13 protein-coding genes and 3 tRNA genes are annotated in these 14,421 nt (G+C 63.7%); 8 read left to right on the top strand and 8 right to left on the bottom strand.

Annotation, left to right across the window (positions count from 1 at the left end; genetic code table 11):
• Positions 1–33: 33 nt before the first annotated feature.
• Entirely contained in the window at positions 34–954 is a 921-nt protein-coding gene (rarD, locus tag MPN20_RS01100; RefSeq protein ID WP_242778354.1) for an EamA family transporter RarD, read from the bottom strand.
• Positions 955–1,105: 151 nt separating this feature from the next.
• On the opposite strand from rarD, the gene MPN20_RS01095 reads away from it, so the two are divergent.
• Positions 1,106–2,524, top strand: coding sequence for an FAD-dependent oxidoreductase (locus MPN20_RS01095; RefSeq protein ID WP_242778351.1), 1,419 nt, complete (start codon positions 1,106–1,108; stop codon positions 2,522–2,524).
• A 166-nt stretch (positions 2,525–2,690) separates the two neighbouring features.
• Positions 2,691–3,605, top strand: coding sequence for a RelA/SpoT domain-containing protein (locus tag MPN20_RS01090; RefSeq protein ID WP_242778348.1), 915 nt, complete (start codon positions 2,691–2,693; stop codon positions 3,603–3,605).
• Between the two features lie 13 nt (positions 3,606–3,618).
• On the opposite strand, the gene metE is transcribed toward MPN20_RS01090, so the two are convergent.
• The 3 genes from metE to MPN20_RS01075 form a co-directional block, all read right to left on the bottom strand.
• Positions 3,619–5,979 carry a 5-methyltetrahydropteroyltriglutamate--homocysteine S-methyltransferase gene (metE, locus tag MPN20_RS01085; RefSeq protein ID WP_242778345.1) on the bottom strand — a complete coding sequence of 787 codons (2,361 nt, stop codon included), beginning with the start codon at positions 5,977–5,979 and terminating at the stop codon, positions 3,619–3,621.
• Complete coding sequence (locus MPN20_RS01080) at positions 5,976–7,022, bottom strand: methylenetetrahydrofolate reductase (protein ID WP_242778342.1); 1,047 nt, start codon at positions 7,020–7,022, stop codon at positions 5,976–5,978. The genes metE and MPN20_RS01080 overlap by 4 nt, the downstream gene beginning before the upstream one ends.
• Positions 7,023–7,207: 185 nt before the next feature.
• On the bottom strand, positions 7,208–7,699 hold the full coding sequence (locus MPN20_RS01075; RefSeq protein ID WP_242778339.1) for a YajQ family cyclic di-GMP-binding protein: 492 nt from the start codon (positions 7,697–7,699) through the stop codon (positions 7,208–7,210).
• A gap of 172 nt (positions 7,700–7,871) precedes the next feature.
• Between MPN20_RS01075 and MPN20_RS01070 the strand changes: the two genes are divergently transcribed.
• Positions 7,872–7,953 (top strand) — tRNA-Tyr (locus MPN20_RS01070).
• Positions 7,954–8,077: 124 nt separating this feature from the next.
• The gene (locus MPN20_RS01065; protein ID WP_242778336.1) at positions 8,078–8,632 is read left to right on the top strand and encodes a DUF1992 domain-containing protein; all 555 of its coding nucleotides are present in this window, start codon (positions 8,078–8,080) and stop codon (positions 8,630–8,632) included.
• Here MPN20_RS01065 and MPN20_RS01060 read toward each other — a convergent pair.
• Both MPN20_RS01060 and MPN20_RS01055 read right to left on the bottom strand, forming a co-directional pair.
• Complete coding sequence (locus MPN20_RS01060; protein WP_242778333.1) at positions 8,629–9,870, bottom strand: M20 family metallopeptidase; 1,242 nt, start codon at positions 9,868–9,870, stop codon at positions 8,629–8,631. The genes MPN20_RS01065 and MPN20_RS01060 overlap by 4 nt on opposite strands.
• Positions 9,867–11,039, bottom strand: a complete 1,173-nt coding sequence (locus MPN20_RS01055; protein WP_242778330.1) for a hypothetical protein — start codon at positions 11,037–11,039, stop codon at positions 9,867–9,869. The genes MPN20_RS01060 and MPN20_RS01055 overlap by 4 nt, the downstream gene beginning before the upstream one ends.
• Positions 11,040–11,323: 284 nt before the next feature.
• On the opposite strand from MPN20_RS01055, the gene MPN20_RS01050 reads away from it, so the two are divergent.
• The 3 genes from MPN20_RS01050 to MPN20_RS01040 all read left to right on the top strand — a co-directional run bounded on the left by MPN20_RS01050 (position 11,324) and on the right by MPN20_RS01040 (position 12,375).
• Complete coding sequence (locus MPN20_RS01050) at positions 11,324–12,124, top strand: glycerophosphodiester phosphodiesterase family protein (protein WP_242778327.1); 801 nt, start codon at positions 11,324–11,326, stop codon at positions 12,122–12,124.
• 78 nt (positions 12,125–12,202) lie between these two features.
• Positions 12,203–12,275, top strand: a tRNA-Thr gene (locus MPN20_RS01045).
• A 26-nt stretch (positions 12,276–12,301) separates the two neighbouring features.
• A tRNA-Met gene (locus MPN20_RS01040) sits at positions 12,302–12,375 on the top strand.
• A 177-nt stretch (positions 12,376–12,552) separates the two neighbouring features.
• Here MPN20_RS01040 and MPN20_RS01035 read toward each other — a convergent pair.
• Positions 12,553–13,170: a hypothetical protein gene (locus MPN20_RS01035; protein WP_242778324.1), complete on the bottom strand. Its 618-nt coding sequence runs from the start codon at positions 13,168–13,170 to the stop codon at positions 12,553–12,555.
• A gap of 179 nt (positions 13,171–13,349) precedes the next feature.
• Positions 13,350–13,568, bottom strand: coding sequence for a hypothetical protein (locus tag MPN20_RS01030; RefSeq protein ID WP_242778321.1), 219 nt, complete (start codon positions 13,566–13,568; stop codon positions 13,350–13,352).
• Between MPN20_RS01030 and MPN20_RS01025 the strand changes: the two genes are divergently transcribed.
• Positions 13,543–14,262 (top strand): CbiX/SirB N-terminal domain-containing protein, encoded by a 720-nt coding sequence (locus MPN20_RS01025; protein ID WP_242778318.1) that lies wholly within the window; start codon positions 13,543–13,545, stop codon positions 14,260–14,262. The two genes, MPN20_RS01030 and MPN20_RS01025, sit on opposite strands and share 26 nt — an antisense overlap.
• The last annotated feature ends 159 nt before the right edge of the window (positions 14,263–14,421 follow it).

The following is a 14,421-nucleotide window of genomic DNA, read 5'->3' as shown; positions in this document are numbered from 1 at the left end:
CCACATCCTGTCCGATCACCGGCCGGAGGGGACTCAGCCCAGGCGCGGTCGTTTCTGGCTCTGGCGGACCATGTCCGTGCACAGCAGGATGACGGCGATCCAGATGATGAGGAACCCGACCCACCTGGTCGTCGACATCGTTTCGCCGAAGAGCGCGACCCCGAGGATGAACTGCATCGTGGGCGCAATGTACTGCAGCATCCCCACCCAGGACAGGGGGATTCGCCTGGCGGCAGCACCGAAGAGGATGAGCGGGATCGCAGTCAGCGGTCCTGTCGCCAGGAGGAGTATGACGTGCCACGGCCCGAAGCCGATGAAGGTGGCGCTTCCCTGAGAGGTGAGATAGGCGAGGAAGGCGATGCTGGGAATGGTGAGCACGGCGGTCTCGACAGTCATTCCCTCGAGTGCTCCGACCTTGCCGCCGACTTTGTTCTTCACCAGCCCGTAGAGGCCGAATGAGAGTGCCACAGTGAACGCCAAGTACGGAAAACGGCCGATCCCGATGCCGACGACGATGACGGCCACCGTTCCGAAGCCAACCGCTGCCCACTGCAGCGGGCGCAGCTTCTCCTTGAGGAGGATGACACCGAGTCCGATCGAGATGAGCGGGTTGAGGTAGTAGCCGAGGGAGATCTCGACGAGGCGGCCGGTTTCGATGCCGTAGACGTAGGTCGTCCAGTTCACAGCGATGAGCACCGATGCCAGAGCCAGCAGCCAGAAGGTCTTTCCCGAGCGCATCACCAGCCAGGTGCGGGCAAAGCCCTTGGCGAAGTAGAGGAGGATGGCGCAGAAGATCAGCGACCAGATGATCCGGTGGGCGACGATTTCGAACGCACCGGTCGGAGCCGCAGCGGCGAAGAGGAGGGGGATGAGACCCCAGATGATGTAAGCGGTGGTCCCATATCCCAGTCCGACGCGGCGGAGGGCGGATTCATCAGGTGCAGAGGCGTTCACGTGATGAGTCTAGGTAACACACAGGTTGCTGGCGATTCCAGCTGATGTCTGAGATGAAGCCGACAGTCGGGGTGCGAGTTTGGTCACGTGTTTGTTAGGAGGACCTATGTTGCCGATACAATTGTCAGTGACTGACTAGAGAGGTGTGAGAATGACGCGTCCCTTCCGTGTGGCTATTGTGGGTGCCGGTCCTGCCGGGATCTACGCTGCCGACTTGCTGACCAAGGCTGAGCGTGATTTCGAGGTCAGCATCGACCTCTTTGAGCGGCTGCCGACCCCGTTCGGTCTTGTCCGCTACGGCGTGGCCCCGGACCACCCGCGCATCAAGGGCATCATCAATGCTCTCATCAAGGTCCTCGACCGTGGTGATATCCGCTTGTTCTCGAATGTCGAATACGGCGTCGACATCAAGCTCGAAGAGCTGACCGATCGCTATGATGCGGTGATCTTCTCGACTGGATGCTTTGTTGATGCTTCGCTGAATCTGCCCGGTGTTGATCTGCCTGGTTCGTATGGTGCTGCTGATTTCGTCAACTGGTATGACTCGCATCCGGATGTGGCGCAGACTTGGCCTTTGGATGCTGAGAAGGTTGCCGTCATCGGCAATGGCAATGTTGCCCTCGATGTTGCCCGGGTGTTGGCGAAGCAGGCCGATGACATGCATACGACCGAGATCCCGGACCATGTGTACGAAGGTTTGAAGTCGTCGAAGGTCACCGACGTTCATGTGTTCGGACGCCGTGGTCCTGCGCAGGCGAAGTTCACGCCTTTGGAGCTGCGGGAGCTGGGTCATGTCAAGGATGTCGATGTCATCGTCTATCCCGAGGACTTCGAGTTCGATGAGGGGTCGCTGGCTGCGATTGAGTCGAGCAATCAGACCAAGCAGGTTGCGAAGACGCTTACGGACTTCACGATGCGTGAACCGGTGGGGGCCAAGCGGCGTCTGCATCTGCACTTCCTCCACGCACCGGTGGCCATCCTCGGCGAGGATAAGGTGACGGGGATGCGCACGGAACGGATGGAGCTCGACGGCACCGGCGGTGTCAAAGGCACCGGAACATTCGTCGACTGGGAACTCGACGCTGTCTACCGGGCCGTCGGCTATGCGGGTACTGCGCTCCCGCAGCTGCCGTTCGACGATGCCAAGGGCGTCATTCCGAACCATGAAGGTCGCGTCGTCGACGCTGTGGACCAGAAGGCCGCCGCTGACGCGGCCGTTGTTCAGGGCGTGTACGCGACTGGGTGGATCAAGCGTGGGCCGGTCGGACTCATCGGTCACACGAAGGGTGATGCGCTCGAGACGATCGGGCACATCCTCGATGACCGCGCCGCCGGTGTGCTCACCGATCCCGTGTACCCGGATGACGCAGCGATCGTCGAACTGCTTGAATCCAAAGGCGTCGACTTCGTGGATTGGGAAGGCTACCACCGTGTGGAGTCGGCCGAGAAGGCATTGGGAGAGGCGGAGGGCCGTGAGCGGGTGAAGCTCGCGACGCGTGAGCACATGCTCGCCGAAGCTCGCAGCCACCTGCAGGCCGAAACAGCAGGCCAGCCCGCTTCCGGGCACTGACATCGTCACAGCACGCCCCGTCCGCCTCTGCTTCCTCCCCGTGCCGGGGCAAGGGAAGAGGCGGACGGGGCGTTTTGCGCTTCTTCGGCCAGGCGGCGAGGACGTAGGCTCAGATCTGAAACGTGAGGACCTGACACGTGATCGCATGTGAGCAAAGGAGACCCGAGTGAACGCGGACTCAGCACTGCGCCGATATGTCCAAGAGGCCTACGAGACGAGGTCTGCGACGTGGGAGGCCACGGCGACTCGGATCAAGCGCTGGCTGACCCAGCAGCAGAAGGGTCTGCTCAAGGACAAGGACATCTCCCGCCTCGACGTCGACGGGCACCGGATCAAGGATTCGGCCAGGACTCTGAAGAAGCTGTCCGAGAAGATCGCCGAAGATCCCGACATCACGATCACCTCGGCGGCTGATGTCGAGAATCACATCCGCGACATCGTCGGAGTCAAGGTCCTGTGCAAATCCCCGCGCGACCAGAAGATGATGTTCGACTCGCTGCGCGATCCCGGGCAGCTCGGCTCATTCGTGCTCGTCGACCAGAAGAACTACGTCGATCCGCCCAAGCCCAGCGGGTACCGAGCCTGCCATGTCACCTTGGAGATCCCCTGCGATCCCGAGCCTCCGGTCTTCGCTGAGATCCAAGTCAAGACTCGGCTTCAGGACGCCTGGGGCGAACTGACCCATGAGGACATGTATAAGCCCGGCGCCGCTATGAAGCCCAGTGAGCTGCACGGAGAGTTCGCCCGCGCCATGGCGAACATGCTCGCCACAGTCGACGATATGGCCGACACTCTGGCCGTCGAACTCTCCGCGCTGACGAACCCCGAACCCGACACCGGGCTGCCCACAGCGACCGAGGACATCATCGACGTCAAGGTCCGAGCCACGGGCCCGAAGTACGCTCTCGCCGTCGACAGCGACGGCAGGCAGGGGCTCATCCCGGCCTTCGCCGTGCGCGAGCTCAGCGGCTCGAAGGGGACCATTAAGGTCAACGACTTCGTCAGCGTCGACGACCGACTCCGCGTCAGCGTCGAAGAGGATTCGAAGGGCATCTACTACATTCCGGTCGAACTGCCGTGACGAACGGCCGGGCTCAGACCGGTACAGAGGTGGTCGCGAACGCCGAGTCCCGATCCAGCACCGCATTGCGCGCTGCGACGAGGTTGCCCAGCGCGTCTTTCACCTCGGCGTAGCCGCGGGTCTTGAGACCGCAGTCCGGGTTGATCCACAACCGCTCGGCCGGCACGTTCGCCAGAGCCGCCTCGATGAGCTCGGTGAGCTCGGCGACCGAGGGCACCCGCGGCGAGTGGATGTCGTAGATTCCCGGACCGATGTCACCGGCGAAGTCGACATCGCTGATATCGGCGAGGACCTCCATGCGGGATCGGGCGGCCTCGATGCTCGTGACATCCGCATCGAGAGCGTTGATGGCCTCGATGATCTGACCGAACTCCGAATAGCACAGATGCGTGTGGATCTGCGTGCCGTCGGCGACTGCGGCATTGACCAGACGAAACGATCGCACCGACCACGTCAGGTAGTCTGCTCGGTTCGCCTCCCGCAGCGGCAGCAGCTCGCGCAGCGCTGGCTCATCGACCTGGATGATGTCGATGCCCGCGGCCTCGAGATCGGAGACCTCATCGGCCAGGGCCAACGCGATCTGATCGGCCGATTCCGCCAGAGGCACATCGTCACGGACGAAGGACCACGCGAGGATCGTCACCGGTCCTGTGAGCATGCCCTTGACGGGGCGCTTCGTCAGAGTCTGCGTGTGCCTCGACCACTCGACCGTGATCGCCTCGGGGCGCGAAACGTCGCCGAAGAGGATCGGCGGACGGGTGCAGCGCGAACCGTAGGACTGGACCCATCCGCTGTCCGTGGTGGCGAACCCGTCGAGGTTCTCCGCGAAGTACTGGACCATGTCGTTGCGCTCGGGCTCACCATGGACGATGACGTCGAGCCCCAGGTCTTCCTGCAGTTCGACCACACGTGCGATCTCGGCCTTCATCGCCGCATCATAGGCAGCGTCGTCGATACGACCGGCACGGTGATCGGCACGAGCGCGACGGACCTCGGTCGTCTGCGGGAACGAACCGATCGTCGTCGTGGGCAGCTCGGGAATGTCGAGACCAGACTGAGCCGCACGGCGTGCCTCGACAGAGGTGCGGTAGCCATCGTGACCGGAGGCGGCAGCAGTCCGAGCGGCCACCTCGGCGCTGTGAACGCGGGTCGACTGCGCACGCGTGCGCTTGGCCCGATCCGCCCGGGCGAATGCCTCTGGGCGGGCCTCCGGACCCGCTGTCAGGGCTGTGGCCAGGGCTTCGACCTCGGTGACCTTCTCCTCGGCGAAGGACAGCCACGAGGCGACGTCGACGGGCAGCGCGGTCTCGGCCGCCACGGTGTGGGGCACGTGGAGCAGAGACGTCGACGTGGAGACGCTCAGGGCAGCGGTGGTCCTAGCTGAAGACGAGGCGCTGAATTGCCCGAGCACCTCGAGGCTCGTGCGCAGATCATCGGCCCAGATGTTGCGGCCGTCGATGACACCGGCGACGAGGTGGACCGACGTCGGCACCTCGGTGGCAACCCGTGCCACGTAGTTCGGATCGATCGTGCGGGTGGCTGCGGAGACATCGACGCTGAGGGCATCGATGCCCGAGTGCGCGAGCGCCGGCAGCCCCGCTTTCAGTGTCCCGTACGGGGCTGTGACCAGGATCTTCGGATGAGTGCTCGCCCGGGTCAGGGTGGCGTAGGCATGGGCGGCCGCCGCGGCGAGCTGGTCATCGGTGTACTCGTCGAAGTCCGCCACGAGTGCAGGCTCGTCGAGCTGGACCCAGTCGACCCCGGCAGCGGCCAGGACGCTGATGACGTCGAGGTAGACGGTGGTCAGCTCGTCGAGACGCTCGAGCGGCGAGGTGGTTGTGCCCGGTGCGGTCTTGGCCAGGGTCAGCAGGGTGACGGGGCCGACGAGGACCGGGCGGATCGTGTGCCCGGCGGCGCGGGCCTCGGAGACGAGGGAGAGCAGATGCTGCGGGTGGGCCTTGAACGTCGTGGAGTCCTCGAGCTCGGGCACCAGGTAGTGGTAGTTCGTGTCGAACCACTTGGTCATCTCCAGCGGTGAGCGATCTGATGTGCCGCGGGCCAGAGCGAAGTATTCGTCCAGGTCGAAATCCGTGCCGGTCGTCTCTGAGGGGATGAGGCCGACGCTCAGGGCAGTGTCGAGGACGTGGTCGTAGTGGCTGTAGGAGGCCGGGATCGCATAGTCCTCGGTCAGACCCAGCTCCCGCAGCCGGTGGTAGGCGCTCAGGCGCAGAGTGTGGACGGACTGGGAGAACTCGTCGGCGTCGATGCGCCCTGCCCAGTAGCTTTCGAGGGCCTTCTTCTGCTCGCGCTTGGGCCCGATCCGGGGGTAGCCGGTGATCGTGGCAGCGGGGAACGGGGTGGTCGTGCGTGTCATTTCTGAGATTCCTTCTGTGGTGTCGGTGCTGAATCTGACGATGGCGGCCATCGCCGAGGCGGTGCGGGCGGTAGGTGCTGATGCGACGGTTTGTGTGGTGGCCGTTGGAACGAGGTGAGGCTGACTCCCGCAGAGTAGAGCGCGGTCAGGAGGCCCTCGGTCGTGCTGAGGTCGTTGAACGTGTAGAAGTGGAGTCCGTCGGCGCCTTGGTCGAGGATCGCGGCAGTGTGCTCGGCGGTGATCTCGAGACCGATGCGCCGTGCGGCGGCTGCGTCGCCGGCGTGATCGAATCGGGCGAGGAGACGGTCGGGGATTGGCAGACCGGAGAGTCTGCTCATCGTGTGCAGACGCTTGACATCGGTGATCGGCAGAATGCCGGGAATGATCGGAATCGTGATCCCGGCGTGCTCGGCCCGGCGGCGCAGCCGAGCGTAGGCGCTGGGGTCGAAGAAGAGCTGGGTGATCGCGAAGTCCGCGCCGTTGCGCTGCTTGGCGGCGAGCACGTCAAGATCCTCTTCAGGACCCGACGATTCCGGATGGCCTGACGGGTAGGCGGCGACACCGATGCTCAGGCGTCCCGCGGCCAAGCAGGCGAGGTTGTCGGACTCGATGCGGCGCAGGAGGCTCACGAGCGCATCGGCGTGGGGCAGATGCCCGGGTGGGACGGTCGAGGATCCGGCGGGGAAGTCTCCGCGGAGTGCGAGGAATCCGCGCACGCCGGCGGCCATGAGATGGTCGATCCAGTCCAGGAGCTCCGCCTCGGTGCCGGCCGTGCAGGCCAAATGGGCAAGAGGTCTGAGGGACGTGTGTGCAGAGATGTGCGCAATGAAATCGGCGGTGCCCTGGAGCCAGTTGCTGCGCGCGGACGAGGTCACAGCCAGATAGTCGGGAGCCAGGGAGTCGAGGAACCGCAGAAGCTCGGGCACCCGCTCTGCCTGGGCGTTCGAACGTGGGGGAATGACTTCGAACGACAGGGCGCGGCGCAGGCGTTGGCGGGCCGGGTGCTGAGGGTGGACTTCGGCGGCGGCAAGAGTCGTTGACATGCCGTCATCCTGGCAGGACTCAACTCGGGCATGCGGCGGCGCTGACGAGGGACGCCATGCGTTGTCACGAAGTGGTCAACCAGCGTCCGAAGGCGTCAACCAGCGTCCGAAGTGGTCAGATGGGGACTTGTTGCGTCATATGGGGGAGCGGGTGCAGGAGGGGAGTGCTGTGTCGTGGATGCGACTCAGCGGTAGTTGACGAACTGGAGGTCGACTTCGAGGTCCTTGCCCTTGAGCAGCGCGATGATCTCCTGCAGGTCGTCGCGCTTCTTCGAGCTCACGCGCAGCTCCTCGCCCTGGATCTGAGCCTTGACACCCTTGGGACCTTCCTCGCGGATGATCTTCGAGATCTTCTTCGCGTTGTCCTTGTCGATGCCCTCCTTGATCGTGGCATCGATGCGATACTCCTTGCCCGAGGGGTAGGGATCGCCGTCTTCGAGGGACTTCAGCGAGATACCGCGCTTGACCAGCTTCGACTGGAAGACGTCGAGGATCGCCTTGACGCGGTCCTCGCTGTTCGCCTTCATCTGCACAGCCTCGCCGCTCCAGGCGATCGAGGCATCGGTGCCGCGGAAGTCATAGCGGGAGTTGACCTCCTTGGCCGCCTGGTTGAGGGCGTTGTCGGCTTCCTGCCGGTCGACCTTGCTGACGACATCGAATGAGGATTCGCTGGCCATGGATGCTCCTTTGTGGTGAGGGGCTGCAGCGGCGAAAGCACGCAGCCGCGGATGCGAGTGTCTCTGTTGCCCGAGTCTAGTCGAGACCTCAGATTGTGACCTGCGTCAATCGAGTTGGCAATCCGGTCTGCGGGCTTGTATTCTTTTCGAGTGCTCATCGAGCGCCAACTGCGGCAGATTGCCCGAGCGGCCAAAGGGAGCTGACTGTAAATCAGCCGGCATTGCCTTCGAAGGTTCGAATCCTTCATCTGCCACGCAGAAGTGAGAAGCCCCGTGATCTTCGGATCACGGGGCTTCTTCGCGTTCACCGGTCCACTTCCATTGCGCACGGCCCGTCGCCTCTCTACCGTTGAGGCAAGGGGAGGAACTCTGCAATGCATGACGAGCTCTGCGATGAATGAGGACGAGGCACCTCGGCGCCTGAATTCGCTTGAGGACCGGAACGCAATCGTCGAATCGGCACTCGAAGCTGCGATCAGACGCGGCGACTTCGATGATCTGCCGGGCCTCGGCAGACCGCTGACCGGCCTGCACAACTCCGACGATCCGGACTGGTGGGTCAAGCAGAAGATGGAGCAGGAGGAGATCAGCGGCGTCGCCCCGGCGGCCTTCCAGCTGCGCAAGGAGAACGCCGTTCTCGACGACACACTCGACGCATTCATCTCCGAAAGCGACGCGCGTGACTACCTCGCCGGCTTCAACGAACGCGTCCGAGCCGCCATCATGGACATCCGCACCGGTCCGCCCATCTTCACTCCGCCCCGCGACGTTGAGAAGGAGATCGCAGCCTGGCGCGAACGCCGAGCGGCCCAGAGATCCGCGGCAACGACGAACCCGCCCCCAGCCCCGACGGAAGGTCAGGGCGAGGAGCGGGTCGATGGACCGCCTCGGCGCTGGTGGCAGAAGCGCTGGTGGCAGGGGACGCGAGGCTAGACGGCTGGTGCCACTTCTGCGACGTCGTGCGCACTGACAGCACTGCGCAGGCGTTCGATGGCCAGGTGCGCCAGCAGCGCGGCCTGATCGCCGAGGACCGAGTCGTCGAAGACGACGAACGGGGAGTGGTTGTCTCCCTGTCGTTCTTCGGGCACATCGGTGCGTTTGGCGCCGAGCATCATGTAGGTGCCCGGCACCTCCTGCAGGACGAACGAGAAATCCTCGCTGGGCATGATCGGCTGAGCTGATACCTCGACCCGATCGGGGCCGAGGAGCCCACGGACCTCGTCGAGGGTCCACGCGGTCTCGGCCTCGTCGTTGATGGTCACAGGGTACTGGACTGCGAAGTCCACCTCGGCGGTGCAGCCGTGCGCCTCCGCGATGCCGCGGGCCAGCTGCTTCGACTGGGTTCGGACGATGTCGAGCGACTCCTGGGACAGGGTGCGCACGGTGGCCCCCAGACTCGCCGAGGCGGGGATGACGTTGACGGCCTCACCGGCCTTCAGCTGCGTCACGGACAAGGCGATCGGATCGAAGGCGTTGATGCGCCGGCTGACCATGTTCTGCAGTGCGGTGACGAGTTCGGCGAGGGCCGGGACGGGATCGACCGCTGACTGCGGTTGGGAACCGTGGCCGCCACGACCGTGGATCGTGATGTGGAGGACGTTCGACCCTGCCTGCAGAGTGCCAGGCTTCGTTGAGACGACGCCCCTCGCTCCCATGTGGACGTGGGCGCCGAACGCGGCGATCGCACGGCTTCCTGCCGCGTCGAGCACGCCTTCGGCGATCATCACCGAGGCACCGTTCCATCCCTCTTCGCCGGGCTGGAACATGAGCACGACATCTCCGGCCAGATCCCCGCGATGGGCGTGCAGCAGCCGTGCCGCGCCGACGAGTCCTGCCGTGTGCAGGTCGTGGCCGCAGGCGTGCATGGCGCCGTTGACGGACTTGAACGGCTCGTCTGTCAGTTCATCGACGGGCAGAGCATCCATGTCTCCGCGCAGGATCACCGACGGCGCATTCGCCGGCTTGTCCGGGTGGGTGCCGCGCAGCACCGCCACCACCGAGGTGGTCCCGACGCCCGTACTCACCTCCAGGTCGAGTCCCTCAAGGGCGTCGAGGACTCGGGCCTGGGTGCGGGGGAGGTCGAGACCCACCTCGGGGTCGGCATGCAGGCTCCGACGCAGAGTCTGCAATTCGGGCAGCAGTGCGGCCGCCTCGGTGAGGAGGGCGCTCAAAGCAGGCTGACCAGGACGCTGGCGATGACCACGGAACCGGCGGACACCGAGGTGAATCCGCCCACGAGCATCGGTGGCAGCATGACGTTGAGGAGGGCTTCCTTCTCATCGTCGTCGCGGGCGATCGAGCGGGCGACCTCGTTGGTCAGCAGGAAGTCGGCGGGGAAGCCGTACATGGCCGTCAGCGCAACGGACATTCCCAGCGGGCCCTTCCACTTGAGCAGCTTCGTGGCGATGTAACCGCCGCCGATGATGCCGAGTCCGCCGACGATGAGGATCGTGACGGTGGGCAGGAATGCGTTGATGACGTCCTGGACCGATGCGGACACGAGCGGGGCCATGACGATGGCAATCACGCCGGCCATTGCGATGCCGAAGGAGTTCGAACGCTCCATCGCCTTATCCGGTGAGACGCCGATGGCAGTGGCGACGATGCCGAGGATGAGGGCGACGATCGACGAGGGGATGTGGGTCGGGATCGCGATGAGGGTGGCGAGCGAGCCGCCGACGAGGATGAGGAAGAGCATGAACAGCTGGTTCTCGACGAGGAAGTGAGGCAGGGTCACGAGCTTCTTCTTCGTGGCTGCTTCGGCTTCGTCTTCCTGGTGGGCTGCAGCGAGCTGGTGGAGCTCTCCGCTGTCACGCAGCTTCGTGGCGTAGCGACGGAGCAGGAAGTTCGTCAACGGCATCGACGGCAGGGACTGCAGCATGAGCACGAGGGCAGGGAGAACGATGATCGAGGAAGCGGCTCCGTGCGCCGTCAGACCCTCGGTGGTCAGGCCGGTGGCGACGATGCCGCCGGCCAACGGGCCGGACCCGGCGACGAATGTCGCGAAGCCGAAGAGCGGCGCGACGACCACGAAGATGAGCAGAACGGCGGCGATCATGCCGGAGACGGCGATGATGACCGAACGCCACTGCTTGAGCATCACGCGCAGCGGGATGAGCGTACCCATGTGGAATAGCAGGGGAGCGACGAGGATCGTGTAAACCTGCACGAGCATCGAATCGTCGACCACGGAATCGGGGACGATGCCGATCTTCGCGAAGATGAAGATGCCCAGCATCGCCACCAGAAGGCTGGGGACACGGGCCTTGGACCAGATCGAGACCAATTCGCCGAGGGCGATGAAGGCGAGGACGATCGCGGCAGCAAATATTGCTTCCATAGCGAACCTTTCAACGGGGTTGTTTCGTGGTGGTAAGTCTGGTTTTCAAGGCTTCCTACATGAAGGTATGAAGTAACTCACAAGAGAGTAGGCTATTGCCTTTTGCCAGTCAGTGGCCATGTGCTTCTCAGCATTCAAGATAATGAAAAGTGTTCACGGCAAGGCGTCCTGGGGGCATACAGCTGTCCGGGGCGAAGGTCATGGCCGATCGTTGAGCCGGGGGATTGAGGCCAGATGAGCCGGGGGATTGAGGGCAGGGCAGTGCCAGGGCATAGTCTGGGCCTATGAGTTTTCTGCAGTTCCTGCACGAACGGGGCATCACTGAGCGGCCGGGATCCGCGGAGCGTCCGCTGGTCATCGCCCATCGCGGCTATTCCGGGGTCGCTCCCGAGAACAGTCTGGCTGCGGTCGACGCCGCCCGGGCCCTCGATGTGGACTTCATCGAGGTCGACGCGTCGACGAGTGCCGATGGCGTTCCCGTCATCCTTCATGATCCGGATCTCGACAGGACGACGAACAGGAAGGGCCCCGTGGTCAATCTGACTGCGGAAGAGCTCTCGTTCGTCGATGCGGGCTCCTGGATGGGCCCCGGATTCACCGGGGTGCGGATTCCGACGTTGACCGCAGTGATGCGCGATATCCAGCACCGAGGCGGTGAGCTGCTGCTCGAGCTCAAGGGGGAGTGGTCCTCCGGCGCGGTGGCCCGGATCTCCGAACTCGTCGTCGAGACCGGCACTGCCGACCGGATGGTCGTCCAGTCCTTCAACACCGAGACTCTGGCAACCTGCCGAGACATGCTGCCGATGGTCTCTCGCTTCCTGCTGCGTATGGTTCCGCGTCCCGAGGATATCGAGGTCGCGCGAGAGCTGGGTGCGGTCGCGATCAATCCTTCGTACAAGGGCTTTTCGATGCGCAAATCTGTCGTGGCTGAGATCCGCGACAATGACCTCGGCGTCTTCGTCTGGACGGCCGACGACATGAATGAATGGCGTGAGCTCCTCGACGCGGAGGTCGACGGGATCATCACCAATCAGCCAGGCAGGCTGCAGGGCTTCCTGGCCGGTCGCTTCGACCCGGTGAAGTGAACACCTGCGATGTGTGAGTGACGTCACCGGATGCCGATTTGCCCTTGCCGCGCCAGTCCGTGTAAATTCTTACCTGTTGCCCCGATAGCTCAGTCGGTAGAGCATCTCCATGGTAAGGAGAAGGTCAAGGGTTCGATTCCCTTTCGGGGCTCTCGTGCCGCTTAGATGCGGCGCTGGGGCGGGGTAGCTCAGCTGGTTAGAGCGCACGACTCATAATCGTGAGGTCGGGGGATCGAGTCCCCCTCCCGCTACAGATCAGATCCCCCACCAGACCGCACGGTCTTGGTGGGGGATTTTTTAATGGGGATTTTTTAATCCCCAGATCTAGCCGGATGCATCCAACCGGGTGGATGCAGCCTGGTGGATCCAGCCTGGTGGGCTCAATCCATTCGATGCTCAAGCACCGATCAGCGATCAGTGATCACCGATCAGTCCTTGAAATCGAAGTCCTTCTTGTCGATGCCCGGGAACTTGAGCTTGTATTTGATCATCTTGTCCTTGTGGTCGACGATCTTCACCGTCCCGAAATAGGTCTTCTCATTGTCGGGAGCCTTCTTGTCCTCGACCGTGACATCGCACGTTTCGAATCCGTACCACTCCGTGAGGTCCATGTCGCTGGCGCACTTGGCCTTCTTGACCTTCATGTCGAGCTTGTTCTCGAAGAGGTCGACGAGGTCGGCCTCGATCGACCTGGCCGGCACCGTGCCGTTGCCCTTCTTGTCGACCTTCATCGAATCGTCGCTGGCCCAGTTGGTCGTCGTCGCTGAGTCCGCGAAGGGATCTTCCGATTTGCTCTCGCTGGGTTCGGAATCGGCCGGCGTGCTCGAGTCGGGCGCCGGGGCGCTCGCAGACTCGCTCGTGGCGGATTTGCCCTGCATGCCGCCGCCGTCATCGGACTTCTGTGTCTGCGCAGCCTCGTCGTTCTTCTGCGGCTCGTCCTTGCCTCCGCTGCCGCAGCCGGTCAGCGCCAGCGCCAGGGCCAGGGCGATTCCGGCAGCGGCAGTGATCGTACGGGGCGAGAATGCGGCCTTGGGCATCGGTTTCATCGTCATACTCCTCAGAGAAGATCGGTGACGGCCTTTGGCGGCAATCACGGGCGTTGTTCGTTCACTGACGATTCTGCCATCACAACACCGACGGTGCAGTGCTCCGCTGTTCAGATTCGGAGACACATGTGTCGGTCCAGGCACATGACGCTGCGGAGCCATCGCTGACGGGGAGTCGACTACGATGACCGGATGATCCCCACGATGACATTGGCCGACGATCCCCGCAGACGCGTGGCTGAGAGCGAGGGGGTCGTACTCGAGTCGACTCCCGTTGCCTTCGCAGCCAGCGACTCCATGTTCCCGGCACCAAAGTCACCGGCATCAAAGTCACCGACACCAAAGTTACCGACACCATCGGGGGTGATCTGAATGCCTCTGCCGTCGGTGGGCCTCATCTCCCACGGAACCTCCTCGGCCGAAGGGCGTGCGGTCATCGAAGCGCTCGCCGCCGCGGTGGCCTCGGACCTGCAGGCCCGTGGGCTGGCCGGTGAAGTGATGCTCGGCCATGTGGATGTCCAGCACCCAGACGTCGCCGAGGTGCTTTCGACACTTCCGCACGATGGACCGGTCGTCCTCGTCCCCCTCCTGCTCTCTCCCGGCTATCACGTACACGTCGACCTCGCAGAGGCCATCCGCGAAGCCGGAGGCGCCGATGGATCTGACATCCGTCTGACGCCGACCCTGGGACCTGACCCGCGCCTGGCTCGGATCCTGGCCGAACGCCTTCCCGTCCTTGACGACAGCGATCATGTGGTGCTTGCGGCCGCAGGATCCAGTGACGATCGAGCGAATGAAGCATGCCTGGAGGTGGCCGAGTCGCTGGCTCAGGAACTCGGCCGGCCCGTCAGCGCAGGCTTCCATGCTGGTGGAGGACACCGCCTCGCCGACATCGTTGAGCAGGGGCGAGGGCATGGGGGGCGAGTGATCCTCTCCAACTATCTGCTGGCACCGGGATTCTTCCACGACCTGGCCGGGAAGATCATCGCGGATTCGCACGACATCCTCGCGCAGCCGCTGCTCCACAGCGGCGTGCGAACCCCGCCGCTGCTGGTCGACATCGTACGCGACCGAGTGATTTCAGCACTCTGACCGGTTCAGCACTCTGACCGGGTGTCGCTATCCTCGCCGGTGATCGTCATCGTCTGATCAATATCATCGTCTGATCTATGTCATCGCCCGTCATGAAACGACATGATTGGCCATCCTAATTTGTTGAGCAATCTGATGTTCTTGTAGCGTGGCACTCCA

The organism is Brevibacterium sp. ZH18, assembly GCF_022748595.1.
GTDB lineage: Bacteria > Actinomycetota > Actinomycetes > Actinomycetales > Brevibacteriaceae > Brevibacterium.
The sequence above is the reverse complement of the archived record's forward strand: the minus strand, read 5'-3'. Positions and strand labels throughout refer to the sequence as shown.

Bases quoted from the DNA above. Each gene is read 5' to 3' on its own strand.
- MPN20_RS01065 (WP_242778336.1), top strand. From the start codon at position 8,078: ATGACGAGCTCTGCGATGAATGAGGACGAGGCACCTCGGCGCCTGAAT.
- metE (WP_242778345.1), bottom strand. From the start codon at position 5,979: ATGACACGCACGACCACCCCGTTCCCCGCTGCCACGATCACCGGCTAC.
- MPN20_RS01030 (WP_242778321.1), bottom strand. From the start codon at position 13,568: ATGAGGCCCACCGACGGCAGAGGCATTCAGATCACCCCCGATGGTGTC.
- MPN20_RS01080 (WP_242778342.1), bottom strand. From the start codon at position 7,022: ATGTCAACGACTCTTGCCGCCGCCGAAGTCCACCCTCAGCACCCGGCC.
- MPN20_RS01035 (WP_242778324.1), bottom strand. From the start codon at position 13,170: ATGAAACCGATGCCCAAGGCCGCATTCTCGCCCCGTACGATCACTGCC.
- MPN20_RS01095 (WP_242778351.1), top strand. From the start codon at position 1,106: ATGACGCGTCCCTTCCGTGTGGCTATTGTGGGTGCCGGTCCTGCCGGG.
- MPN20_RS01055 (WP_242778330.1), bottom strand. From the start codon at position 11,039: ATGGAAGCAATATTTGCTGCCGCGATCGTCCTCGCCTTCATCGCCCTC.
- MPN20_RS01025 (WP_242778318.1), top strand. From the start codon at position 13,543: ATGCCTCTGCCGTCGGTGGGCCTCATCTCCCACGGAACCTCCTCGGCC.
- MPN20_RS01050 (WP_242778327.1), top strand. From the start codon at position 11,324: ATGAGTTTTCTGCAGTTCCTGCACGAACGGGGCATCACTGAGCGGCCG.
- MPN20_RS01075 (WP_242778339.1), bottom strand. From the start codon at position 7,699: ATGGCCAGCGAATCCTCATTCGATGTCGTCAGCAAGGTCGACCGGCAG.